The sequence below is a fragment of the Streptomyces sp. Y7 genome (genome assembly GCF_043195415.1).
Lineage (GTDB): Bacteria > Actinomycetota > Actinomycetes > Streptomycetales > Streptomycetaceae > Streptomyces.
On sequence record NZ_JBIDDQ010000001.1, the window covers coordinates 1 to 16,937 of the forward strand.

13 protein-coding genes are annotated in these 16,937 nt (G+C 69.6%); 7 read left to right on the forward strand and 6 right to left on the reverse strand.

Translation table 11 applies throughout. The features are described from left to right. Window positions 1-560: 560 nt before the first annotated feature. Window positions 561-1,313, forward strand: a complete 753-nt coding sequence (locus tag ACGFW6_RS00005) for a hypothetical protein (protein WP_393502758.1) — start codon at window positions 561-563, stop codon at window positions 1,311-1,313. Here the strand turns inward: ACGFW6_RS00005 and ACGFW6_RS00010 are convergent. Continuing rightward, a complete protein-coding gene (locus ACGFW6_RS00010) occupies window positions 1,231-2,790 on the reverse strand; it encodes a hypothetical protein (protein WP_393502760.1) in 1,560 nt (519 codons plus the stop codon). The genes ACGFW6_RS00005 and ACGFW6_RS00010 overlap by 83 nt on opposite strands. On the opposite strand from ACGFW6_RS00010, the gene ACGFW6_RS00015 reads away from it, so the two are divergent. The 3 genes from ACGFW6_RS00015 to ACGFW6_RS00025 are packed head-to-tail and all read left to right on the forward strand — an operon-like array spanning window position 2,789 to window position 5,902. Then, complete coding sequence (locus ACGFW6_RS00015) at window positions 2,789-3,259, forward strand: hypothetical protein (protein ID WP_393502762.1); 471 nt, start codon at window positions 2,789-2,791, stop codon at window positions 3,257-3,259. The genes ACGFW6_RS00010 and ACGFW6_RS00015 overlap by 2 nt on opposite strands. Continuing rightward, complete coding sequence (locus ACGFW6_RS00020) at window positions 3,256-5,013, forward strand: pPIWI_RE module domain-containing protein (protein ID WP_393502764.1); 1,758 nt, start codon at window positions 3,256-3,258, stop codon at window positions 5,011-5,013. Before ACGFW6_RS00015 ends, ACGFW6_RS00020 begins: the two co-directional genes overlap by 4 nt. Continuing rightward, a complete protein-coding gene (locus ACGFW6_RS00025; protein WP_393502765.1) occupies window positions 4,925-5,902 on the forward strand; it encodes an RNAseH domain-containing protein in 978 nt (325 codons plus the stop codon). The genes ACGFW6_RS00020 and ACGFW6_RS00025 overlap by 89 nt, the downstream gene beginning before the upstream one ends. Window positions 5,903-6,075: 173 nt before the next feature. Here the strand turns inward: ACGFW6_RS00025 and ACGFW6_RS00030 are convergent, their stop codons facing one another. Further along, window positions 6,076-6,666, reverse strand: a complete 591-nt coding sequence (locus ACGFW6_RS00030) for a restriction endonuclease (protein WP_362769286.1) — start codon at window positions 6,664-6,666, stop codon at window positions 6,076-6,078. A gap of 717 nt (window positions 6,667-7,383) precedes the next feature. Here ACGFW6_RS00030 and ACGFW6_RS00035 point away from each other — a divergent pair. From ACGFW6_RS00035 to ACGFW6_RS00045, 3 genes are all read left to right on the forward strand, one after another. Continuing rightward, a complete protein-coding gene (locus tag ACGFW6_RS00035) occupies window positions 7,384-7,881 on the forward strand; it encodes a hypothetical protein (RefSeq protein WP_393502767.1) in 498 nt (165 codons plus the stop codon). A gap of 211 nt (window positions 7,882-8,092) precedes the next feature. Further along, window positions 8,093-8,290: a hypothetical protein gene (locus ACGFW6_RS00040; protein WP_269643081.1), complete on the forward strand. Its 198-nt coding sequence runs from the start codon at window positions 8,093-8,095 to the stop codon at window positions 8,288-8,290. A gap of 140 nt (window positions 8,291-8,430) precedes the next feature. Continuing rightward, window positions 8,431-8,847 carry a hypothetical protein gene (locus ACGFW6_RS00045; protein WP_269643080.1) on the forward strand — a complete coding sequence of 139 codons (417 nt, stop codon included), beginning with the start codon at window positions 8,431-8,433 and terminating at the stop codon, window positions 8,845-8,847. 58 nt (window positions 8,848-8,905) lie between these two features. Here the strand turns inward: ACGFW6_RS00045 and ACGFW6_RS00050 are convergent, their stop codons facing one another. From ACGFW6_RS00050 to ACGFW6_RS00065, 4 genes are all read right to left on the reverse strand, one after another. Further along, entirely contained in the window at window positions 8,906-11,170 is a 2,265-nt protein-coding gene (locus ACGFW6_RS00050) for a Helicase associated domain protein (protein WP_393502769.1), read from the reverse strand. A 104-nt stretch (window positions 11,171-11,274) separates the two neighbouring features. Beyond that, on the reverse strand, window positions 11,275-12,369 hold the full coding sequence (locus ACGFW6_RS00055; protein WP_393502771.1) for a hypothetical protein: 1,095 nt from the start codon (window positions 12,367-12,369) through the stop codon (window positions 11,275-11,277). Further along, window positions 12,366-15,719, reverse strand: a complete 3,354-nt coding sequence (locus ACGFW6_RS00060) for an AAA family ATPase (RefSeq protein ID WP_393502773.1) — start codon at window positions 15,717-15,719, stop codon at window positions 12,366-12,368. The genes ACGFW6_RS00055 and ACGFW6_RS00060 overlap by 4 nt, the downstream gene beginning before the upstream one ends. Before the next feature lie 41 nt (window positions 15,720-15,760). Then, on the reverse strand, window positions 15,761-16,930 hold the full coding sequence (locus ACGFW6_RS00065; protein ID WP_393502774.1) for an exonuclease SbcCD subunit D: 1,170 nt from the start codon (window positions 16,928-16,930) through the stop codon (window positions 15,761-15,763). Between the last annotated feature and the right edge of the window lie 7 nt (window positions 16,931-16,937).

Here is a 16,937-nt window from a genome sequence, read left to right on the forward strand (position 1 = left end):
GGAGAGCCGTTCGGCTCTTAAGTTGGCCTGGCGGCCAACTACGGGCCTGACGGCCCGTAAGATGACGTGTCGTCATGCCTGGCGGCATGACTGTGTGTTGGCTGGGTTGGCCCTGACGGGCCAACAGGAACAGACAGGGCGGGGCCTGGCGGCCCCGCTGTCGCATGTCTGGGTGTCATGCCTGGCGGCATGACGGTGGGTTCGAGTTGGGACTTCCCTGCCCTGGCGGGCAGGGGTTGATGTGTGTCGGCGCCGTGCGGCGCCGTGATGTCGTAAGGGTTCGTTAGACAGTTATCCGGTTGCTCTCTCCCCTCTCTCGTGGTGGGCCTGGGCTGTGGGGCTTGGCCCTGACGTGCCAACAGAACGGTTTGAGGCGGGGCCTGGTGGCCCGCAGCGTGCCTGCCGGCATGTCTGGATCCTTGTGGTGCCCCGCTGCCGCGGGGCCCATCTTCGTTGGCTTTCGGGGGCGTTGTCAGACCCGGCGTGTATGTTCCGGAAGTTGTTGGCCCGTCTGGAATGGCCCCGAATACCACTGGTGGGGCATGGAGGGGTGATGAGCTGTGCCCGTTAGTCAACATGTTGCCGCTCGGAGGATCATTACTGCCGCTCTGCGGGCCGGTGCGGCGTGGATCAACCGGGTTGAGGAACCTCGTGCGTGGCGGGAGCTCTCCCGTATGCACGGGGTGCTCCTGTCGAGTCTGCCGGTGGGAGCCGGCCCTTCGACGCCTGCCGAGATGATCGACTTGCTGCCGGTGCGCCTGCGGGAATGGGTGCCTCTGGCCTGGGACGAACTGCCTTCGGTAATGGGGGATTTGGTTGTCCTGACGGACAACGGTGAGCTGACCGAGGAGGCCTTCGAGGCGGGAATGAACTATCTGGAGGCCCTGTACGGGGACGACGGATACTTCGATCTCGGTGGGGCGTGGCTTCCGGCGTGGGTTCGGCAGACGGCTGAGCAGACGGAGCGGGCTATTTTTCGGCACATCCGCTCTGGCGGGCAGGCCGGCTATGTGGCGGCGCGGACCATGCTGGCCGAGGTGCCGCATGGCACGGAGCGGGCGTTGGTCGAGGAGTACTCGCGCCGTGGTGCGGCGCGGATGGATGTGTATATCGGCCTGTTCCCTCCGACCGGGTGTGGGTGGGGGCGTCGTCGTGGTTGTGGCCGTGTCCGCAGTGCCGGTATCCGATGGTGCTGCGTGGTGGGCAGTTGCGGTGTGAGTATCCGCCGCATCAGAGCCGGTTCGGTCTTGTCGCGGGCAGTACCAGGGACAGCAGCACCGGGGGGTCTTCCATCACCGGGACGGGCCGGTTGACCAGGCAGGCCACATGCAGCAGGGACCGCCCGTCGCGGTCGACGATGTTCAGGCCGCGCTCGACCCGTGCCATGGGGGCGATCAGGTACCGGCACCGGCCCCGGCCCACGGCATGGGGGAACTGCTCGAGCCGGTTGCTGGGGATGGGCACCCAGCCGGGCGGCATCCGCTCCAGCGCAGCCATGTCCTGCGGCCGCACCGCCACGCAGATCCCCGACGCCGCGACCCCTACGGAGATCATGCCGCGCGCGAGCGCCGGACCGGCGTTGTAGGCGGTCGGTGCGAGCAGCGCATACGCCCGGTGCGCGGTAGCAGGGTCGGCGGCCACCGCATCGAGTTGCGCGGGAAGGTCCTGGCCGACACTGCGCCCCATGGCTGTATAGGCGCGCTCCCGGCTGGCCCCCTCGGTGCCCGACACCACGATGCCCGCCCCGTCGTCCTGGCCGGCCTGCAGCTCTACGGTGAGGCTTCCGTTGACGTCGTCCGGCACATACCAGGACGGCTCCGGCAGGAGATGATGACGCGGCGCGTACGGCATGAACGCCGTCGCGGACATCCCGATCACCGCCCGGCGGGTGCCGGTGTGGGCGAGCGCGGTCACCTCACCCAAATACGCCAGGTGGGCGTGCGGGTCGCCGACATACGATTTCAGCCGCAGCGCCGTCTGGTGCCGGTCGGCCGGGTCGAACGTCTCGGAGAACGCGAACAGCGCCCGCCCCAAAGGGCCGTACGGGGCAGCCCGCCACGGTATGTGCGAGGCCAGCGCGTCCACGAGACCGTTGCTGGCGGAGATCCCCGCCCCTTGCAGCGGCGCCGCGACCCCGACGATGCGGTGCAGGATGCTGCGCATCTCCTCCAGATACGCCCGCCGGGCCGCCAGCAGCGCCAGGGAGGACAGCCGCTTCTCGTCCGTCTCACCGGTGATCGCCGAGAACGCTTCCCCGATGCGCTTCAGCGTGGCGTGGGTGAGCCGGTCCGACCCGCCGGCCAGGTCCGTGGCCGAGCACAGCAGCTCCCTCAGCTCCGCCAGCCCCTCGACCTCATCAGCGAACTCCAGCGGCCCCTCCCGCTTGTAGAGCTGGTTGACCGCCTGCATCTGCTGCGCCGTGGGCCGCTCACCCGCCTCCAGCCGGAAGATCCGGGAAGCGAACATCCCGTCCCAGCGACACGGCACGACCATGCTGCGCCGCTCTCGGTCGGGATGGATGACCCCGCCGACGAGATGGGACACATAAGACTCGGCCAGCCACACCAGGTGGTTGATCAGCGGCCGCAAAAACTGTTCGAGACTCATCGGCAGCCGGTGGCAGTGCCGCCGGAACTGGCTGTCGAGATCACGTACCGGAGTGTGCTCCGCACCGTCCTGGGCCAGCAGCACCTGACGGGCCGCCCGGTCGAACGCCTGCGCCTGCAGCGCATCGGCCTCGTCGATGATCACCAGATGGCTGCGGTGCAGCAGCAGCTGCTCGGTGGTCATGCGCCGTCCCGGAGCGGGCCGGCCCGCCACCGGTGTCAACTCCCTCGCCTACCGCCAGCGCCAGCCCGGCCCCGATCCCGCGGCAGAGCTGGAGCGGCTACGGATCGCCGCGGGCCAGACCTTCCACGACATCCGCAGCGGCCAGGGCTACTTCAAGTCGCTGGGCGAGGACGTCAAACTCGCCGTCGTCGCGGAGATCCTGACCCGGCTGATCCAGCTGGGCGGGCGCACCCGCTGCGGCGGGGACCCGGGGCGGCTGCGGCTGCTGGACGCCGCCTTCACCCACACCGCCGCCCACTCCACCCTGCCCGCCCTCCTTGGGCAGCTGCGCGGGAAATGGCAGGACGAGGACCACATGCCGCTGATCGACGCCATCTACCGCACCACCATGACCGACGCCCTGCTGGGACTGACGGAGCACTCCCCCACCGGATCCGAGGACGAGGAAGAGGAGACCTACGAGTGGTGAGTGACGAGCGCGGCCGCCTGTTCACCCTGTCCTTCCCGCTGGATGACCGGCTGCTGGGCGCGGTCCATGCCTATCCGCAGGATGAGACGTTCGCGCCCGCCTGGCGGCGGCTGCCCAGGCCCCGCGGTAAGGACGCTGTGCAGCCGATCGCGTCCCTGCAGACGGCGGCGCGCGCCGTGACCGGTGAGCGGCTGATGTTCACCAACCCCGACCGGCCTGCCAGGACCGGCCCATGGGCCGGGCGAAGCGTGATCGTCACACACGGGCCGCTGGACGAAGCTGTGGTGCGCACGGTGATGCGGGAGTGGGAGACGCGGCTGGACGGGCATGACGGCCGCGACACGCTGGCCGCTCTGCTGCAGCTGTCCGACGACGGGCCCCAGCCGCTCAGTTCACTGCTGCACCGCGACGCCACGGGGCGGATCACCGGACCCCGCTGGGCGTTTCGGGTGGCCGGGTGGCGGCTGGCGGGCATGCTGGCCGCCCAGCCGCTCCCGGTCGACGAGAACCTGCCTGCGCTGCGGTTCCACCTCGACACCGAGGGCGACCTGCTGGCCTGGCAGGCCCCGCTGGTCCACGAACGGACGTGGATCGACGAGGAGAGCGGCAAACGCCGGCGCATCGCCGGCTACGCCATGGAACGCATCCACATCGAGGTCGAAGCCGCCCCGGGCGGAAAGACGCTGATCGCGCATCTGTCGGCGCGGATCTCGCGCGTCGCCACCCACTACAAGGGCATCCGCAACGTCCTGCTGCGCCATCCCGTCAACCCGGACATCATCCTCAAGGCCCCGATCACCACCCGGTGGGGGAAGGGGCCGGAGGGGTTCATGCAGCCCAAGGAGGTCCGCTACCGCGGGGCGACGGCACAGATCGTCGAGGCCTGCGGTGTCGGCCGTCTGCCCGAGCCGCCCCTGAGGGGGCTGGACGAACTGACAGAGGTGCGCGGCGTGCACCGCACGGGCAAGCACCCGATCGACAAGGGCGCCGGGGCGATGTTCCACGCCCGGCTCGAAGAACATGCCGGGCAGGTCTTCGGTCAGGAGCCCGTCGTCTACGCCGGAACCTCCATCAAGATCACCAAGCCGGGCGGGAGCCTTCCGCCCTACGTGCCGGCCGACAGGATGGCCGGCGCCATGGCAGTTGCCCGCCTCGATACGGTGCGCACCGTCGTGCTGTACGAGTCGGCCGAGTGGCGTACGCGGGTGATGGGGCAGCTGGCCCGCGACTACGCGCGGCCCGAACTGGCCGATCTGCCCGATGAGCAGCCGGTGGTGCTGGCGTCCGGGTACGAGCTCGTGGCGGTGCGGCTGCCCGAGCTCGTGGCGGTGCGGCTGCCCGAGCTCGTCCGCCACGGCAGCCACGACCGCAGCCTGATCCTGAACACGCTGCCCTGGTTCAAGCCCGGTGCCGGGCGGGCGCTGGTTACCGCCCTGTGCGAGACGCGCTACCCCACCGAGCAGGAGAAAGAGGCCGGGGTGACGGACGCCAAGCATGCGCTCAAAGTGCTCTTCGCCGAGCGGGGCATCCCCTCGCAGTTCATCACCATGGACTCCGACCCCGGCGATCCCTACCGGCTGAACACCCCCCGAGAAGGTCGCGCGGGCCAGGGCCCGCAACGCGGGTCTGCCGGAGCCGGACGTCGCCTACAAGGACGACCATGCGGTGCAGATCGCGCTCGGCAGCCTGCACTGCGACTCCGGCATCATCGACAACCGTCTGGCCGCCACCGCCTTCCACCGCAACGCACGTGACACCGCCCTGGATCGGGAAGCCGTGGCGGTAGGGCTGTGGACCCGCTACCACCGCTTCGACGAGCGACCCGGCCGCCCCCGCAGACCGGCCGTACTGGCCATCACGCTGGTCGCCATGAGGATCCCGCTCGGCGAGGACGCCTACTGGCCCACTCTGATGTACAGCGAGCAGGGCTGGCTCCCGCTGGCCCAGGCCCGGGCCCTGCACCATGCCGGCCCCATCGGTAAGAAGGGGCATCACCTGCGGGAGGACCACGGGGGCCCGGACAACGTACGCGCCTCTGTGGAGCGGGCGCTGGCTGCGCTCGGTGACCGGTATCCGATCATCGTCTTCGCCGAGGAGCGTGAGCGAATCTGGCCCGGCCTGTGCAACGACCGGCTCGGGGACGGCGCTGTTCCCGGGCAGAGCCTGATGGCGCAGGGACGGGATATCGCGGTCGTCAGGGTGGGCAACGGGCAGGGCACACCTCAGCCGTCACGGCGTACCGGCGGGGTGGGCAAGCTGCCGGCCAACCCATTGCAGCCGGTCATGCCGGAGAAGATCCTCTACCGGCACGATCACGGCGGTGTGGTGTCCTGGCTGTTTTCCGGGCAGTCCCGCCAGCACGCCGGAGGCCAGCGCACCGGCACCCAGTACACGCGCCGCACCCTGCCCGGCGGGCAACTGGCCCAGATGGGCGCCCCGTTCCATGCCATGACCCGTACCGAGTACGTCGTCGCCCACCGCGGCGGGTGGCGCGAGGAACAGCTGGCCGGTCTTGCCGCGCGGCTCTCGGAGCAGGCCGCCATGTGGGACGGGCGCACCAACCTGCCCGCACCGCTGCACCTGGCGAAGAGCGCTGATGAGAAGCACCCGGGCTTCGGCGACCAGGAAGGGCTGAGCGAGTAGGCGCGGTGACGGTGGGCGCGGCGGCTTCTAGACCCGGCGCTGGCGCAGCTGATGGGCGGTTGGCTGCTGCCGTGCCTCGTCCGGACTCAGGGCTGGCGGGGCCGGTGTGCTGTGCCGCTTGCCCTCACTGATCATGGTCCGAACAGACCCGCCCAACTGGGTCGTGTGGCTGGTTACTTGGAGTAGGTCTGTTTCCAGCGCGCTCGGTGGCGGGCTTGTCCCTGTCCCCGTCCGTTGACTTCGGCCAAGGACAGCAGCGGTGTCCCGTTGTTCCACAGACCGAAGAAGTCACGGTGCAGGGTGAGGATGTTGTGCTTGACCGCAAACGCCTCGGCCTGGGGGCTGAAGCGTGTGGTGGCGACGAAGATGGCCACGTCCGCAGCGAAGTGCACCTTGGCCCCCAGCAGATCGCGTACTTCGCGGCTGGCGATCGTACGGTGGGGTGCGTACCGCTTGCACTGGATCACCATGGTCCGGCCATCGGGCAGCTGGCCAAGCACGTCGGCTCCATTGTCCCCGGCGCCGCCCACTCGGCGTACCTCTGTACAACCGTCACGGCGGCATAACTCGGCGACCACTTCCTCGAACTCGGTGCCGGACATCGTGTCGATGGCAGCCAGCGTCCGCTGTCCTGCTGCGATGTCCTCCTGTCGCCTCCAGGCGGTGTCCCTGCTTCGCAGCAGCCGGTCGGTACGCCAGAGGCGCCACACCATCCAGCCGATTCCCGCGGCAGCAAGCAGGGTGCCGAGATAGAGCAACAGCATGGGCCGCAGCAGACCTAACAGGACCAGCGCAGCGAGGACGCCTGCTGTGTGTTCCGGGCGATGTGCCGTCTGCGCACCGCCCTGCCCCGACGTTTAGCCGCCATTTCTGCCCCCTGTTGCACCGGCCGGGATGAATTCCTCCCTGCTGTGCAGTGTGGTCAAGCCGAGCGGCCCCGCCAGGGCGCAGTCAGGCCACTGGCCTGAAGCCTCCCGCCTCGTGCCGGCTGGCGCGAGGAGCAGCCGGTCGGTCTGACCGCGCGGATCTCGCCGGAGGGAAGTGACTCGATGACACCTCCCGGCCCGGGCTGAAGCGCCAAGCCGACAGGCATCGTGCCTGACCGCCCACGTACGTGATCGGCCGGACACGTCCTTGTGGTGGCTACGCCGGCCCGGATTGGGTGCATTCCGGCCTAAGAGCCCCTGGGAGGGGTCGACGACTTGCCAAAGAAATGTGTCCGGATGTGGTGATGAGAGTGTCCCCGGTCGACTGAGAGGTGGTGTCCCACCCGTTTCGACCAGGAGCACCAGATGGCTGAAGCGATGCAAGGCGGCGATCGCCCCGCATCCCCCGAGCTAGTAGCAGGGCCGCCGGCCCGCGCGGGACAGCTCACCACCACCGAGGACATGGCCTCGACAGACATTCCGGGAGGTCTCTCGGACACGGCGCGCGCACAGCTGGCTGCGGCCCTAGAGCACAGTGGGCTCCACATCGCACGGATGGCCAAGAAGGCTGGCCGGGCGAGGGCGGAGGACATGTGGCAGAAGGTCCTCATCAGCTTCGAGAGGACGCTGCAGAGCCAGGGCCCGGTGGAGCACCTCGAGTCTTACCTCAACCGCTGCGTCACGAACGAGCTGAGCAAGCTGCGCGCCACGATCGAGGTTCTGGTCGGCGAGGAGAAGCTGGAGATCCTGCGGGCGAAGAGTGTGAGCGACCCGCAGCTCGACGGCATCCTGTCCTACAACCACGAACTGATCGAGACGGTGCAGGGAATCCGCGATTCCGGTGTGCTGTCCAAGCGCGAAGCCGACGTCTACGTTCTCGCCCAGGTGCTCGGGGAGGAGAACGCCGTCGTCGCGGAATGGCTGGAGCCGCCCACCACCTCCGCAGCGGTCGCCACGCTGAAGTGGAAGGCCATGCGCAAGGTCAGGAAAGCCTGGCGTGAGGGCAAGTTCCGGCACCTCGGCTTTCCCCCGCCCCGCGAGGGGGGCGACTAGAGCGCCCCGCTCCCGTACGGGCCCACCGGTCAGGGCCCGTACGGGGGCGGGGGGAGCTAGCCACTCCTCTGGGGGCCACGAGGTGGTGGCCCCACGCTTCGGAAAGGAATGACGCCGCCCCCGGCCTGCGCCAACAGATGCGGGGGCGGCCCCAAGACCGGCCCGATCCCTACGGGGGTAGGAGCGGGCCAGTCAGAACTAGGAGTCTGACGTGCCTCTTATCGCAATCATGATCGCGCTCGGCGTCCTGCTGATCGCGCTGTTCGCCATCGGATGGAACACCGTGCTGCCGCGGGTGCTCCGGCGCTACACGCCGGCCCCCGCTGTCCGGCTGCCCCGGCTCGTCCTTGCCCCGGACGCCGATGAGTCGGAGCGTACTGACCTGCCGGGGCAGGTCGCCCGGCTGTAGGGACTTCGTGCGCGCCAGGCACGAGGTCGTAGCGAAGGGCCCCCGGGTGATCGGGGGCCCTTCGGCTCAATGAGCAGGTGCCGGCCCCACCGGACCTGCATCCGCTGGGCTTCGTGTGAGGCCCCGAGTCCAAGGAAGACATGAACGGCTTGATCTCCGACCTGGTCGCTATGGGCGCGCCGATGAAGGTCGTACTGCCGCTGCTGCTCTTCACGATGCTGATCGTGCTCATCCGTACGATCGCGGCCGCCATCGCCACCGTGGTCAAAGCCATGCAGCCCGGTGAGTCCGCAGATGCCGTGACGATGCAGGCGAACCGCATCCGCTACCGGCAGTGGAAAGCGCAGCGCCGCGACTGGAACCGGCGTGCCCGCGCCTCCCGACGGGCTCTCATCCGGGCGGGGTTGAGGGCCTGGTACCACCGCCGCCGTACCGCCCGCTACGTTGACGGGCAGATCGTGCTGCCCGCTCTCGTGCTGCCGCCCGAGGTGCCTGCACCGCTGAGTGCCTCCGCCAACTCCCTTCCTGCGTCGCAGCACGGGACCGTGCAGTCCTGACGCCACCGCGGCTCGACCTCGTGGGCATGATGAGGTACGGCAGCCAGTCGGGCACGTGCTACATCTGCAGGCCGAGTTCGGCCAAGGCAGCCTGCCGCTGTGGGCTGAGGCCGGGACGACGTCGGCGCAGGTTGCTCAGCCACTGGCCCAGGCGCACTGAGTCGCCTTCGATCTCCTCGATATGGCGCTGGGGGACGTTGAGATGGCCTTCGCGTGCGCGGAAGGCCCGTGCGGCGGCCAGTCCGCGCTGGAAGGCGCGCTCGCGCGCCGGCAGGTGGCTCTCCACCGGTAGGGAGGAGGATGTGTCGGGTAGTTCGACGAGCCCCAACTCCTGGAGCAGCGACTTCTGTTCAGGGTGTAGGCGGTCGGAACGGGCGCGCTGGGTCTCAAGCCAGCTCTCTGCCTCGGCGGCCGTCTTGTTGGCTGCCAGGTTCTGACGGGCAGCGTGGTAGGCCCGTTGCCAGGTGATCGGCCAGGGTGGATTCCACCACCGGTCCAGGGCCGCGAGCGCGGTGGCGCGCTGGTGGTTGAGGGTCTCGGCGCGGGTGCGCTGGGTGGCCAGCCAGCGTCCGAGGGGGAAGCCGTCGTGGACCTCGTCGACGGGTACGGCGAGGTGGCCGTGGCGGGCGGCGTAGGCGGCGGCGTGGGCCAGGGCGCGGTCGAAGGCCTGCTGGCGGGGGTCCCAGATGATGCCGAGGCGTTCGAGGGCATGCACGCGTACAGCGTCGAGCGTGCCCTTGGTGTGCAGGTGGCGTTGCCAGGTCAGCCAGCGCCCCAGGGGATAGCCGGCGGGGTCCTCGTAGGTCTGGGGGACGTCGAGGTGGTGGTGGGTGTGGCGGAAGCGGCGGGCCGCGGCCAGGCCACGGCGCCATTCGGCGCTCTTGGGGGCCAGGACACGCAGGGAAAGGGCGAGGGCGATTTCGTCGGCCTGGGTCGGGCGGTCGAAACGCAGCCAGGCTTCGGGGTCCTCGGAGGGCATGGTGGGACGGTGGGTGCGCGGGTCGGACAGTCGGGCTTCGAGGCGGTCGTCGTGTGCGCGCAGAGCCTGGATGGTGCGCCAGAGCGGGGTGTAGGCGTCGGCGCCGAGGAGGTCGTCGGGGTCTTCGTCCGGGGTGAGGTAGACGGGGACGACGAGGGTGGCCTTCTTGCCGGCGCCGGGTTGCTGGCGCAGGGCGCGGCCGACGGCCTGCACGGTGTCGACGGGGCTGTTCTTGGGGTCGACGAAGACCACCGCGTCGATGTCGGGGACGTCGATGCCCTCCCCCAGCACGCGGGCGTTGGACAGGACGGCCGGGGTGTCGGGGCTGGTGTGGGAGGTGAATTCGAGCAGGAGGCGGCGGCGGATCTGCGGGGTGTGGTGGCCGCTGACCCAGTCCGCCCACAGTCCCTGGGGGCGCAGGGGGGCGGGAAGGGCGGCGGCCGTCTCGGTCAGGGTGGTGGCGAAGGCGCGGGCGTCGGCGACGCGGTGGTGGAAGGTCAGGATGCGGCGCAGTTTGTGGTCGTGGATGGCGCGCAGCGCGGCGACCTGACGGCCAGCCAGATGCAGTCCATCGACACCTGCGCCGGCTCCGGTGGCCAGCCAGTCGCGCAGGTCGGTGTCGGTGACGACGGGGACGAGGATCTGGTAGTCGGCGAGCAGGCCGAGATCGATGGCGTCGGAGAGGTTGAGGTGGTAGGCGACGGGGCCGAAGAGGGTCTCGTCGTCCATGGAGGCCGCCGTCTCTGCTCCGTCGCCGTCCGGGGCGTCGTCGGCATCCCAGATGCGGGGGGTGGCGGTCAGGTAGAGCCGGCGGGCGGCGGGCACCTGGTCGTCGTGGTGGACGGCGGCCCAGGCCTTGCCCAGGCGGCCCGCGGTGCGGTGGGCCTCGTCGACGACCACCAGGTCCCATGGGGGCAGGCGGTGGTCGCGGTGGGCGGCGATGACGGCGGGCAGGGAGGCGTAGGTGGCGTAGACGGTGACCGGGCCGGGGCCGAGCTGCCTGTGCAGAGCGGCCAGTTCGGCGGGGTCGGTGGTGAGGGGGATGTCGGCGCCGAAGGGTTCGTGGTCGAGGGCCTGGCGGGCGGAGCATACGGCGATGGCTGCTCCCTTGCGGCCGGCCAGGCGCCAGGAGCGGATCGCCTGGGACAGCAGGTCCAGTGTCGGCAGCAGCACCAGAACCCGTCCGCGCGGGGCGATGCGGGCGGTGGTGCGGGCGGCGATGAGAGTCTTGCCGGTGCCACACGCGGCGATCACGCTCGCGCGGGGGTGGCTACCGAGGACGCGGGTGGTCGCTGTGACGGCTTCCCTTTGGTGGGGGCGCAGTTCGAGGGCTGGGTTGACCATGAGGGGGTGCCGCTCCGGGGCATGAGACTGGTGAGGCGGTCATGGATGCTGCGGGGAGACTGCTCGGCGGTGTGGGCGGTGGTATTGCAGGCAGTGTGGGCGGTTCAGCTTGCCGATGCCACGCGGAGGGCGCGGCTGAGCAGGATGGGGTTGCCCAGGTGGCGGCGTAGTTCTCTTTCCAGGCCGGCGACCGGCACCAGGTTTTGCGGGGCCCGGGTGTCTTTGTACTCGATGCTGGCGTACCGCGGCAGGAGGGCCTGGGAGAGGTTGGCCAGCTCGATCGCCGCGGCCGCGGGGATGTCGGCGGCGCATTCCAGTCGCACGATCCCGGCCCATGGGGCACCGGGGGTGCATGGGAGTCGCAGGTACCAGGCGTGGCGGTCCCAGGAGGTACCCATCAAGAACACCGGGCTGCGTTCGCCGGGGGCGAGGGTGGCGATCATGGCGTGCAGGTCGGGTGGCAGGTAGGCGGTGCGGTGGGACTTGATGAATCCCAGGGCGCGCGGCAGGTGGGTGCGGCCGCGCAGGGGGCCGTCTACGACCAGGAGGTCCGAGCCGTCGGGGACGCCGTGGCCGGTCAGGGCGGTACGGGCGTGGGTGGCAACGAGGACCTCGAGCTCGGTGAGTTGGCGTTGGAGTGCCGTGGACAGGAGCACGGCGAGGTTCTGGTCCTGGTCGTCGGGGGTGATGGTGGCCTTGTAGGTTCCGGCGGTGGTGGGCACGTCGGCGGCGTTGGTGGCGGTGGTGAACAGGCCTCGCTGGTAGTCGATGGTCAGCAGGTGTGCGCCGCGGTCGGGGCAGCAGCAGACGGTGCCTGCCGCGTAGGAGGCGCACAGGGCCATCTGGGCGTCCCGGACGGTGTTGCCGGTGCTCGTGGCCGGTTCGGCGGATGGGGGTTGTTCGATCCAGATGCGGGCTTCGACGCGGCGGACGCCGTCGACGAACCCGGATGGGGGTTGTTCGATCCAGATGCGGGCTTCGACGCGGCGGACGCCGTCGACGAACAGGACGGCGCCTGGTGCCGACACTTGGGAGGGTGAGATGGGCTTCCAGTCGGCCGGGGCGAGTTCGATGTGGGGGGTGACCTTGGCGGTGGAGTCGGCAATGTTGTATTCGGCGTTCTCGACGCTGGAGCCGTAGGTGGGGTCCCAGCCGTCGACGTGGAACCTCATCCGGGAGGCCTGTGCTGCGATGGTCATGTGCCCTGCCGGGTGATGGTGGAGGTGCGGGTGTCGCGCTGGACGTGGAACTGCACCGGGATCTGTTCGGCGAGTGCGGTGACGTGGGTGATCACTCCGACCATCCGCTCTCCCTGGGCGAGGTTTTCCAGGGTGTCGGCGACGGTCTGGAGCGAATCGGCGTCGAGGGTGCCGAACCCTTCGTCGAGGAAGATGGACTCCAGCTTCGTGGCGCCGCCCAGGCCGGCCAGTTGGTCGGAGAGAGCCAGGGCAAGGGCCAGGCTGGCCTGGAAGGTTTCGCCGCCGGACAGGGTGCGCACCGAGCGCGCGGAATCGGCGTCGAAGTGGTCGATGACGTAGAACTCGCCCTTTTGGTGGCTGAGGTCGAAGCGGTCGCCTGATAGTTGGCGCAGTGACTGGGAGGCACCGGCGACCAGGGTGTCGAGGGCGGAGTTGGCGAGCCACTGGGGGAACCTGTTGGATCGCATCAGCCGGGCCAGTTCGGCGGCCACCTGCTGCTTGTCGCGGGCAGCCTCGATCCTTTCTTGTATCGAGGCGGCGTCGGCACGGCTGCGTTGGATCGTCTCGACCTGGCCGCGTGCGCGTTCGGCGGTGACCGCGACGATCCGCGGGGCCTGGGCGGCACGCCCTGGGCCGTCGCCCAGTGCTTGGGGATCCAGGTCGCTGTCGCGCAGGAGTGTCTCCAGGCGGTCCAGCAGCTGATCGGCTTCGGCGTGGGCGCTCTGCGCGTGGGATTCGGCGCGCGCGGTGGCAGCCTGCCGGTCGCTGACCGACCGGCTGGCCCAGCCACTCAGGGTGGACCAGGCGGTGGCGAGGTCGTCGGTGTCGAGACTCGGTGGGTTCAGCGCCGCCACCGTATCCCGGGTGGTGGTCAACACGGATCGGGCTTTCGCGGTGCGGTCTTGCCACTGTTCCTGCTCGGCCGCCGCTGTTTTGGCGGTCGCCCGTGTATTACCGGCGTTGGCGGTGGCTGTCGTAACGGCCGCCTCGAGACGGCCGCATTCCTCGAACAGGGCCGTCAGTTCGTCTTCCGGCGTCGCTTGGTCCAGGAGCGTATCGAGTTCGCTCAGGCGGCCGATCAGGTTCGTCTTTTCAAGGTCGGCGGTTGCGGCGTCCCGGGCGGCTGCGGTGTGGGCGGTCTGGGCGTCGGCCTGTGCACGGTCGGCTGCCTCTCGCGCAAGGGTCGCGTCCGTGTGTGCCTTTTCGGCGTCGGTGGTTTCGGCTGCGGCGGCGTCGAGATCGCGTTCTGCGGTGGCGGTCTGGGTGCGGGCCCAGGCCTCCAGGCCGGCCCAGTTGGCGGTCAGATCGTCGGTGTCGGCTGCGGGCGGATCGAGGGCGGCCACCGTGCCCAGCATCGAGTGCAGGGCGTTGCGGGCCCGGTCGAGTTCTCGCTGCAGCGCGGCCACGGCCGACGTGGCGGAATCGTGCGCGGTTTGGGCCGTCTGCAGCGCGTCGCGGGCCTGGCGCTCATCAGCGGTCAACTGGTCGCGGGATGCGGTGAGTTCGTCAAGTTGGGCGCGGTCGGCGGTGCAGTCGCGGTTGTTACCGGCGGGGCGGTCGGGCAGCAGCGTGCTCAGCCTCGTGTCGAGCAGGGAGCGCTGGGTGGTGAGTTGGTCGACGGTCCGCTGTTTGGCGGCGGCTTGCGTTTTGGCGTCCTCGTGTTGGGCCAGCAGGTCACGGTGCTCTTCTGCGGCCGCGGCCCGCGCCTCCTCGGCTGCGTCCAGCGCGGGGTCGGACAGTGGCGGCGGGAGGGTGGTGACGTTCTGCTCGCAGACCGGGCAGTCGTGGCCTACCTGAAGATGGGGGCGCAACTGGGCGGCACCGGCGAGGGCTTGGGCCTGTTCGAGCGCGGAGATGGCCGTGTTCAGGCGCGCCTGTGCACCGGCTTTCGCCTGTGCGGTCCGGCTGGTCGTCTCGGCGAAGTCGTTCAGTTCGCTGGCGGCGTCGGTGAGTGCGCCGATGACGTCGATGAGTTGGTCGAGGGTCTGGTGCGCGTCCGTGAGGCGGCTGCCATCGCCGACAGCGGCCAGTGCATGGACAGCCTGCTCGTGCCGGTCCCGGGCCGCCGTCAGCTGCCCGGCGGTGGCTTCCGCCTTGTCGGCATGGGCGGCCGCGCGGCTGGTCAGGTCGGTGACTCCGACCGGGGTGTGGACGGCAGCGAGCAGTTGTCGGCGACGCTGCAGCTTCTCGTGCGTCTGCCGGACGTGGTCGCGGCGCTCACGGGTCTCCTCGGCAACACGGCGTGCCTCGTCGACGGCGTCCTTCGCCGCCTTCAGCTGTTCTTCGCGCTGCGTCACCTGCTCCTGGGCGCGCTCCGCATCGGCGATGGCGCCGTCTCGGCGCCCCATCAGGGTTGACTTCTCGGTGTACCGCTCGCGGGTGCGGGCCAGGTCGGTGCGCTGGGGGCCGGACTGGGCCTCTTTGGTGGCGTCGGAGAGGGTCTGGGCGGCCGCGTCGGCTTCGTCACGGGCCTGCCGGGCCGCTGCGTGCGCCTGGGTGGCCTGACGTTGCAGCTCTTCGATGCCGTCGGGGGTGCGGATGGAGGTCAGTAGAGTGGCCTCGCCGCGCAGCATGTCGGCTCGGGCGTCGGCCTCAACTGCGCGGGCGTGTGCTGTGGTGATCTGAGGCACGAGTTGGTCGACGGTGACGGCCAGGTGTTCAAGCGTCTCGACACGCGCCTGTGCGGCGGCCTCGGCTTCGGGGGTGGCGTCAGCGTGCCGGCTCAGCTGGTCGTTGAGGATCTCGACCTCGTTGGCCGCCTGGTCGGCCTGGGCGCTGGCGCGTTTGCCGATGCCTTCGTACTCGGCGGCGCCGAGGAGTTTGAGGAGGATCTGCTGCCGTGCGCTGGCGTTGGCGGACAGGAAGCGGGCGAAGTCGCCCTGGGGCAGGACCACGCACTGGCAGAAGTCGTCGAAGGACAGGCCGAGCAACTTCTCGATGGTGGGGTTGAGTTCCTTGATTTCCCCGGCCAGCACTTCGGGCTGCGGCCCGTCGGCCTCGACCACGGTGGCGGTGGGGTCGGCGAACTGCACCAGGCTGACGGACTTCTGCTGAATCTGTTGGCCGATGCGGCGGACCTCGCGGGCGACCTGGTAGCGCTGCGAGCCGACGTCGAAGGTGAGCGAGACCGTGCACCGGTTGCTCGTGGGGGCAAGCGCGTAGGCGATGGCGTTGCTGCGCCCCCATCGGTAGGCCGAGCCGTACAGGGCGAATGTCAGCGCGTCGAGGATGGTGGACTTGCCTGAACCGGTGGGGCCGACGAGGGCGAAGTAGTCGGTGTCGGTGAAGTCGACCACGGTGGGTGCGCGGAAGCCGGCGAAGCCGTTGAGCTCCAGGCGAACGGGACGCATCTGTGGGATTCCTTTGAGCGGGTGTCGGCAGGCCTTTGGTGTCAGGGACGGGTGGTCGAGCGGGTCAGGTCATCGTGGAGCTGGTTGAACAGATCAGTGACCCGGTCGTCGCTGACGCCGACGCTGTCGCAGTAGTCGGCGAACAGCTGCGCAGGCGTCCTGACCGGCTGGTGGACGCCGATCCCTGCGGTAGCGCCGGTACTCGCATGGTCGGGGTGGATCAGGATCTGCAGGGCGTTGGGGAGGGCTTCGTAGAGGTCGTCGCGCATGCCGGCGTAGCCGGGCTGGGTGACCACCAGCCGGAGGTAGTCCTCGCCGTAGCTGGCGGGGTCGGCGGTGAGCTGGGCGACGGTTCCCTCGATGGTGCGCAGCCTGCGGCCGGCAGTGACGGGAATGTCGGTGATGTGTGCGGGGGTGCCGGGGGACGCCTCGACGAGACAGACGACGTGGGTGTTGTTCTGCTCGCCGAAGTCGATGGCGTAGGGAGAGCCGCTGTAGTGCACCGGGCAGGCTGCCGGGATTTCCTGCCGGCGGTGCAGGTGTCCCAGGGCTACGTAGTGTGCCTCGACGGGGAAGATCGCGGCAGGCACGTGGTATTCCATGATCGATTGGGCGGGTCGCTCACCTCCGCCGAAGGTGCCGCCTGTGCACGTCAAATGGGCCATGATGATGTTGATGGCGTTCGGGGCGAACGTTCCTGTCAGGTTGTCGAGGACGTCACGGACGAGCTGGTCGTAGGCGCCGACGTTCTGCGATGGGGTGTTGGCGATGATCTCGGCGGCGCGGACGGCGTAGCGCTGGGAGAGGAACGGCAGGACGGCGACGTTGACCTGCTCGTTGGTGGACTTGGCGTGGAAGGTGTGCACGCCGCCCTTCGTGGCTGGTCTGGCCTGGCCGTAGACGTGGATGCCGACGACGTCCATCAGCGGCTTGTAGGCCTCGAACGTGGCGCCGTGGTCGTGGTTGCCGGCGATGACGACGACCTCGATGTTCTGCCTGGCGAGGTGGAGCAGGGTGCGTACGACAAGTTTCTGGGCGTCCGCGGTCGGTGCGGCGTTTTCGTAGATGTCGCCGGCTATGAGGACGGCATCGACGTCGTTGTCGATGGCGATCTGTGTGATTTCCCGCAGGACGCGCGCCTGCTCGTCGAGCCGGCTGCGGCTCTTGAGTGTTTTGCCGATGTGCCAGTCGGAGGTGTGAAGGAACTTCACGGGGCGG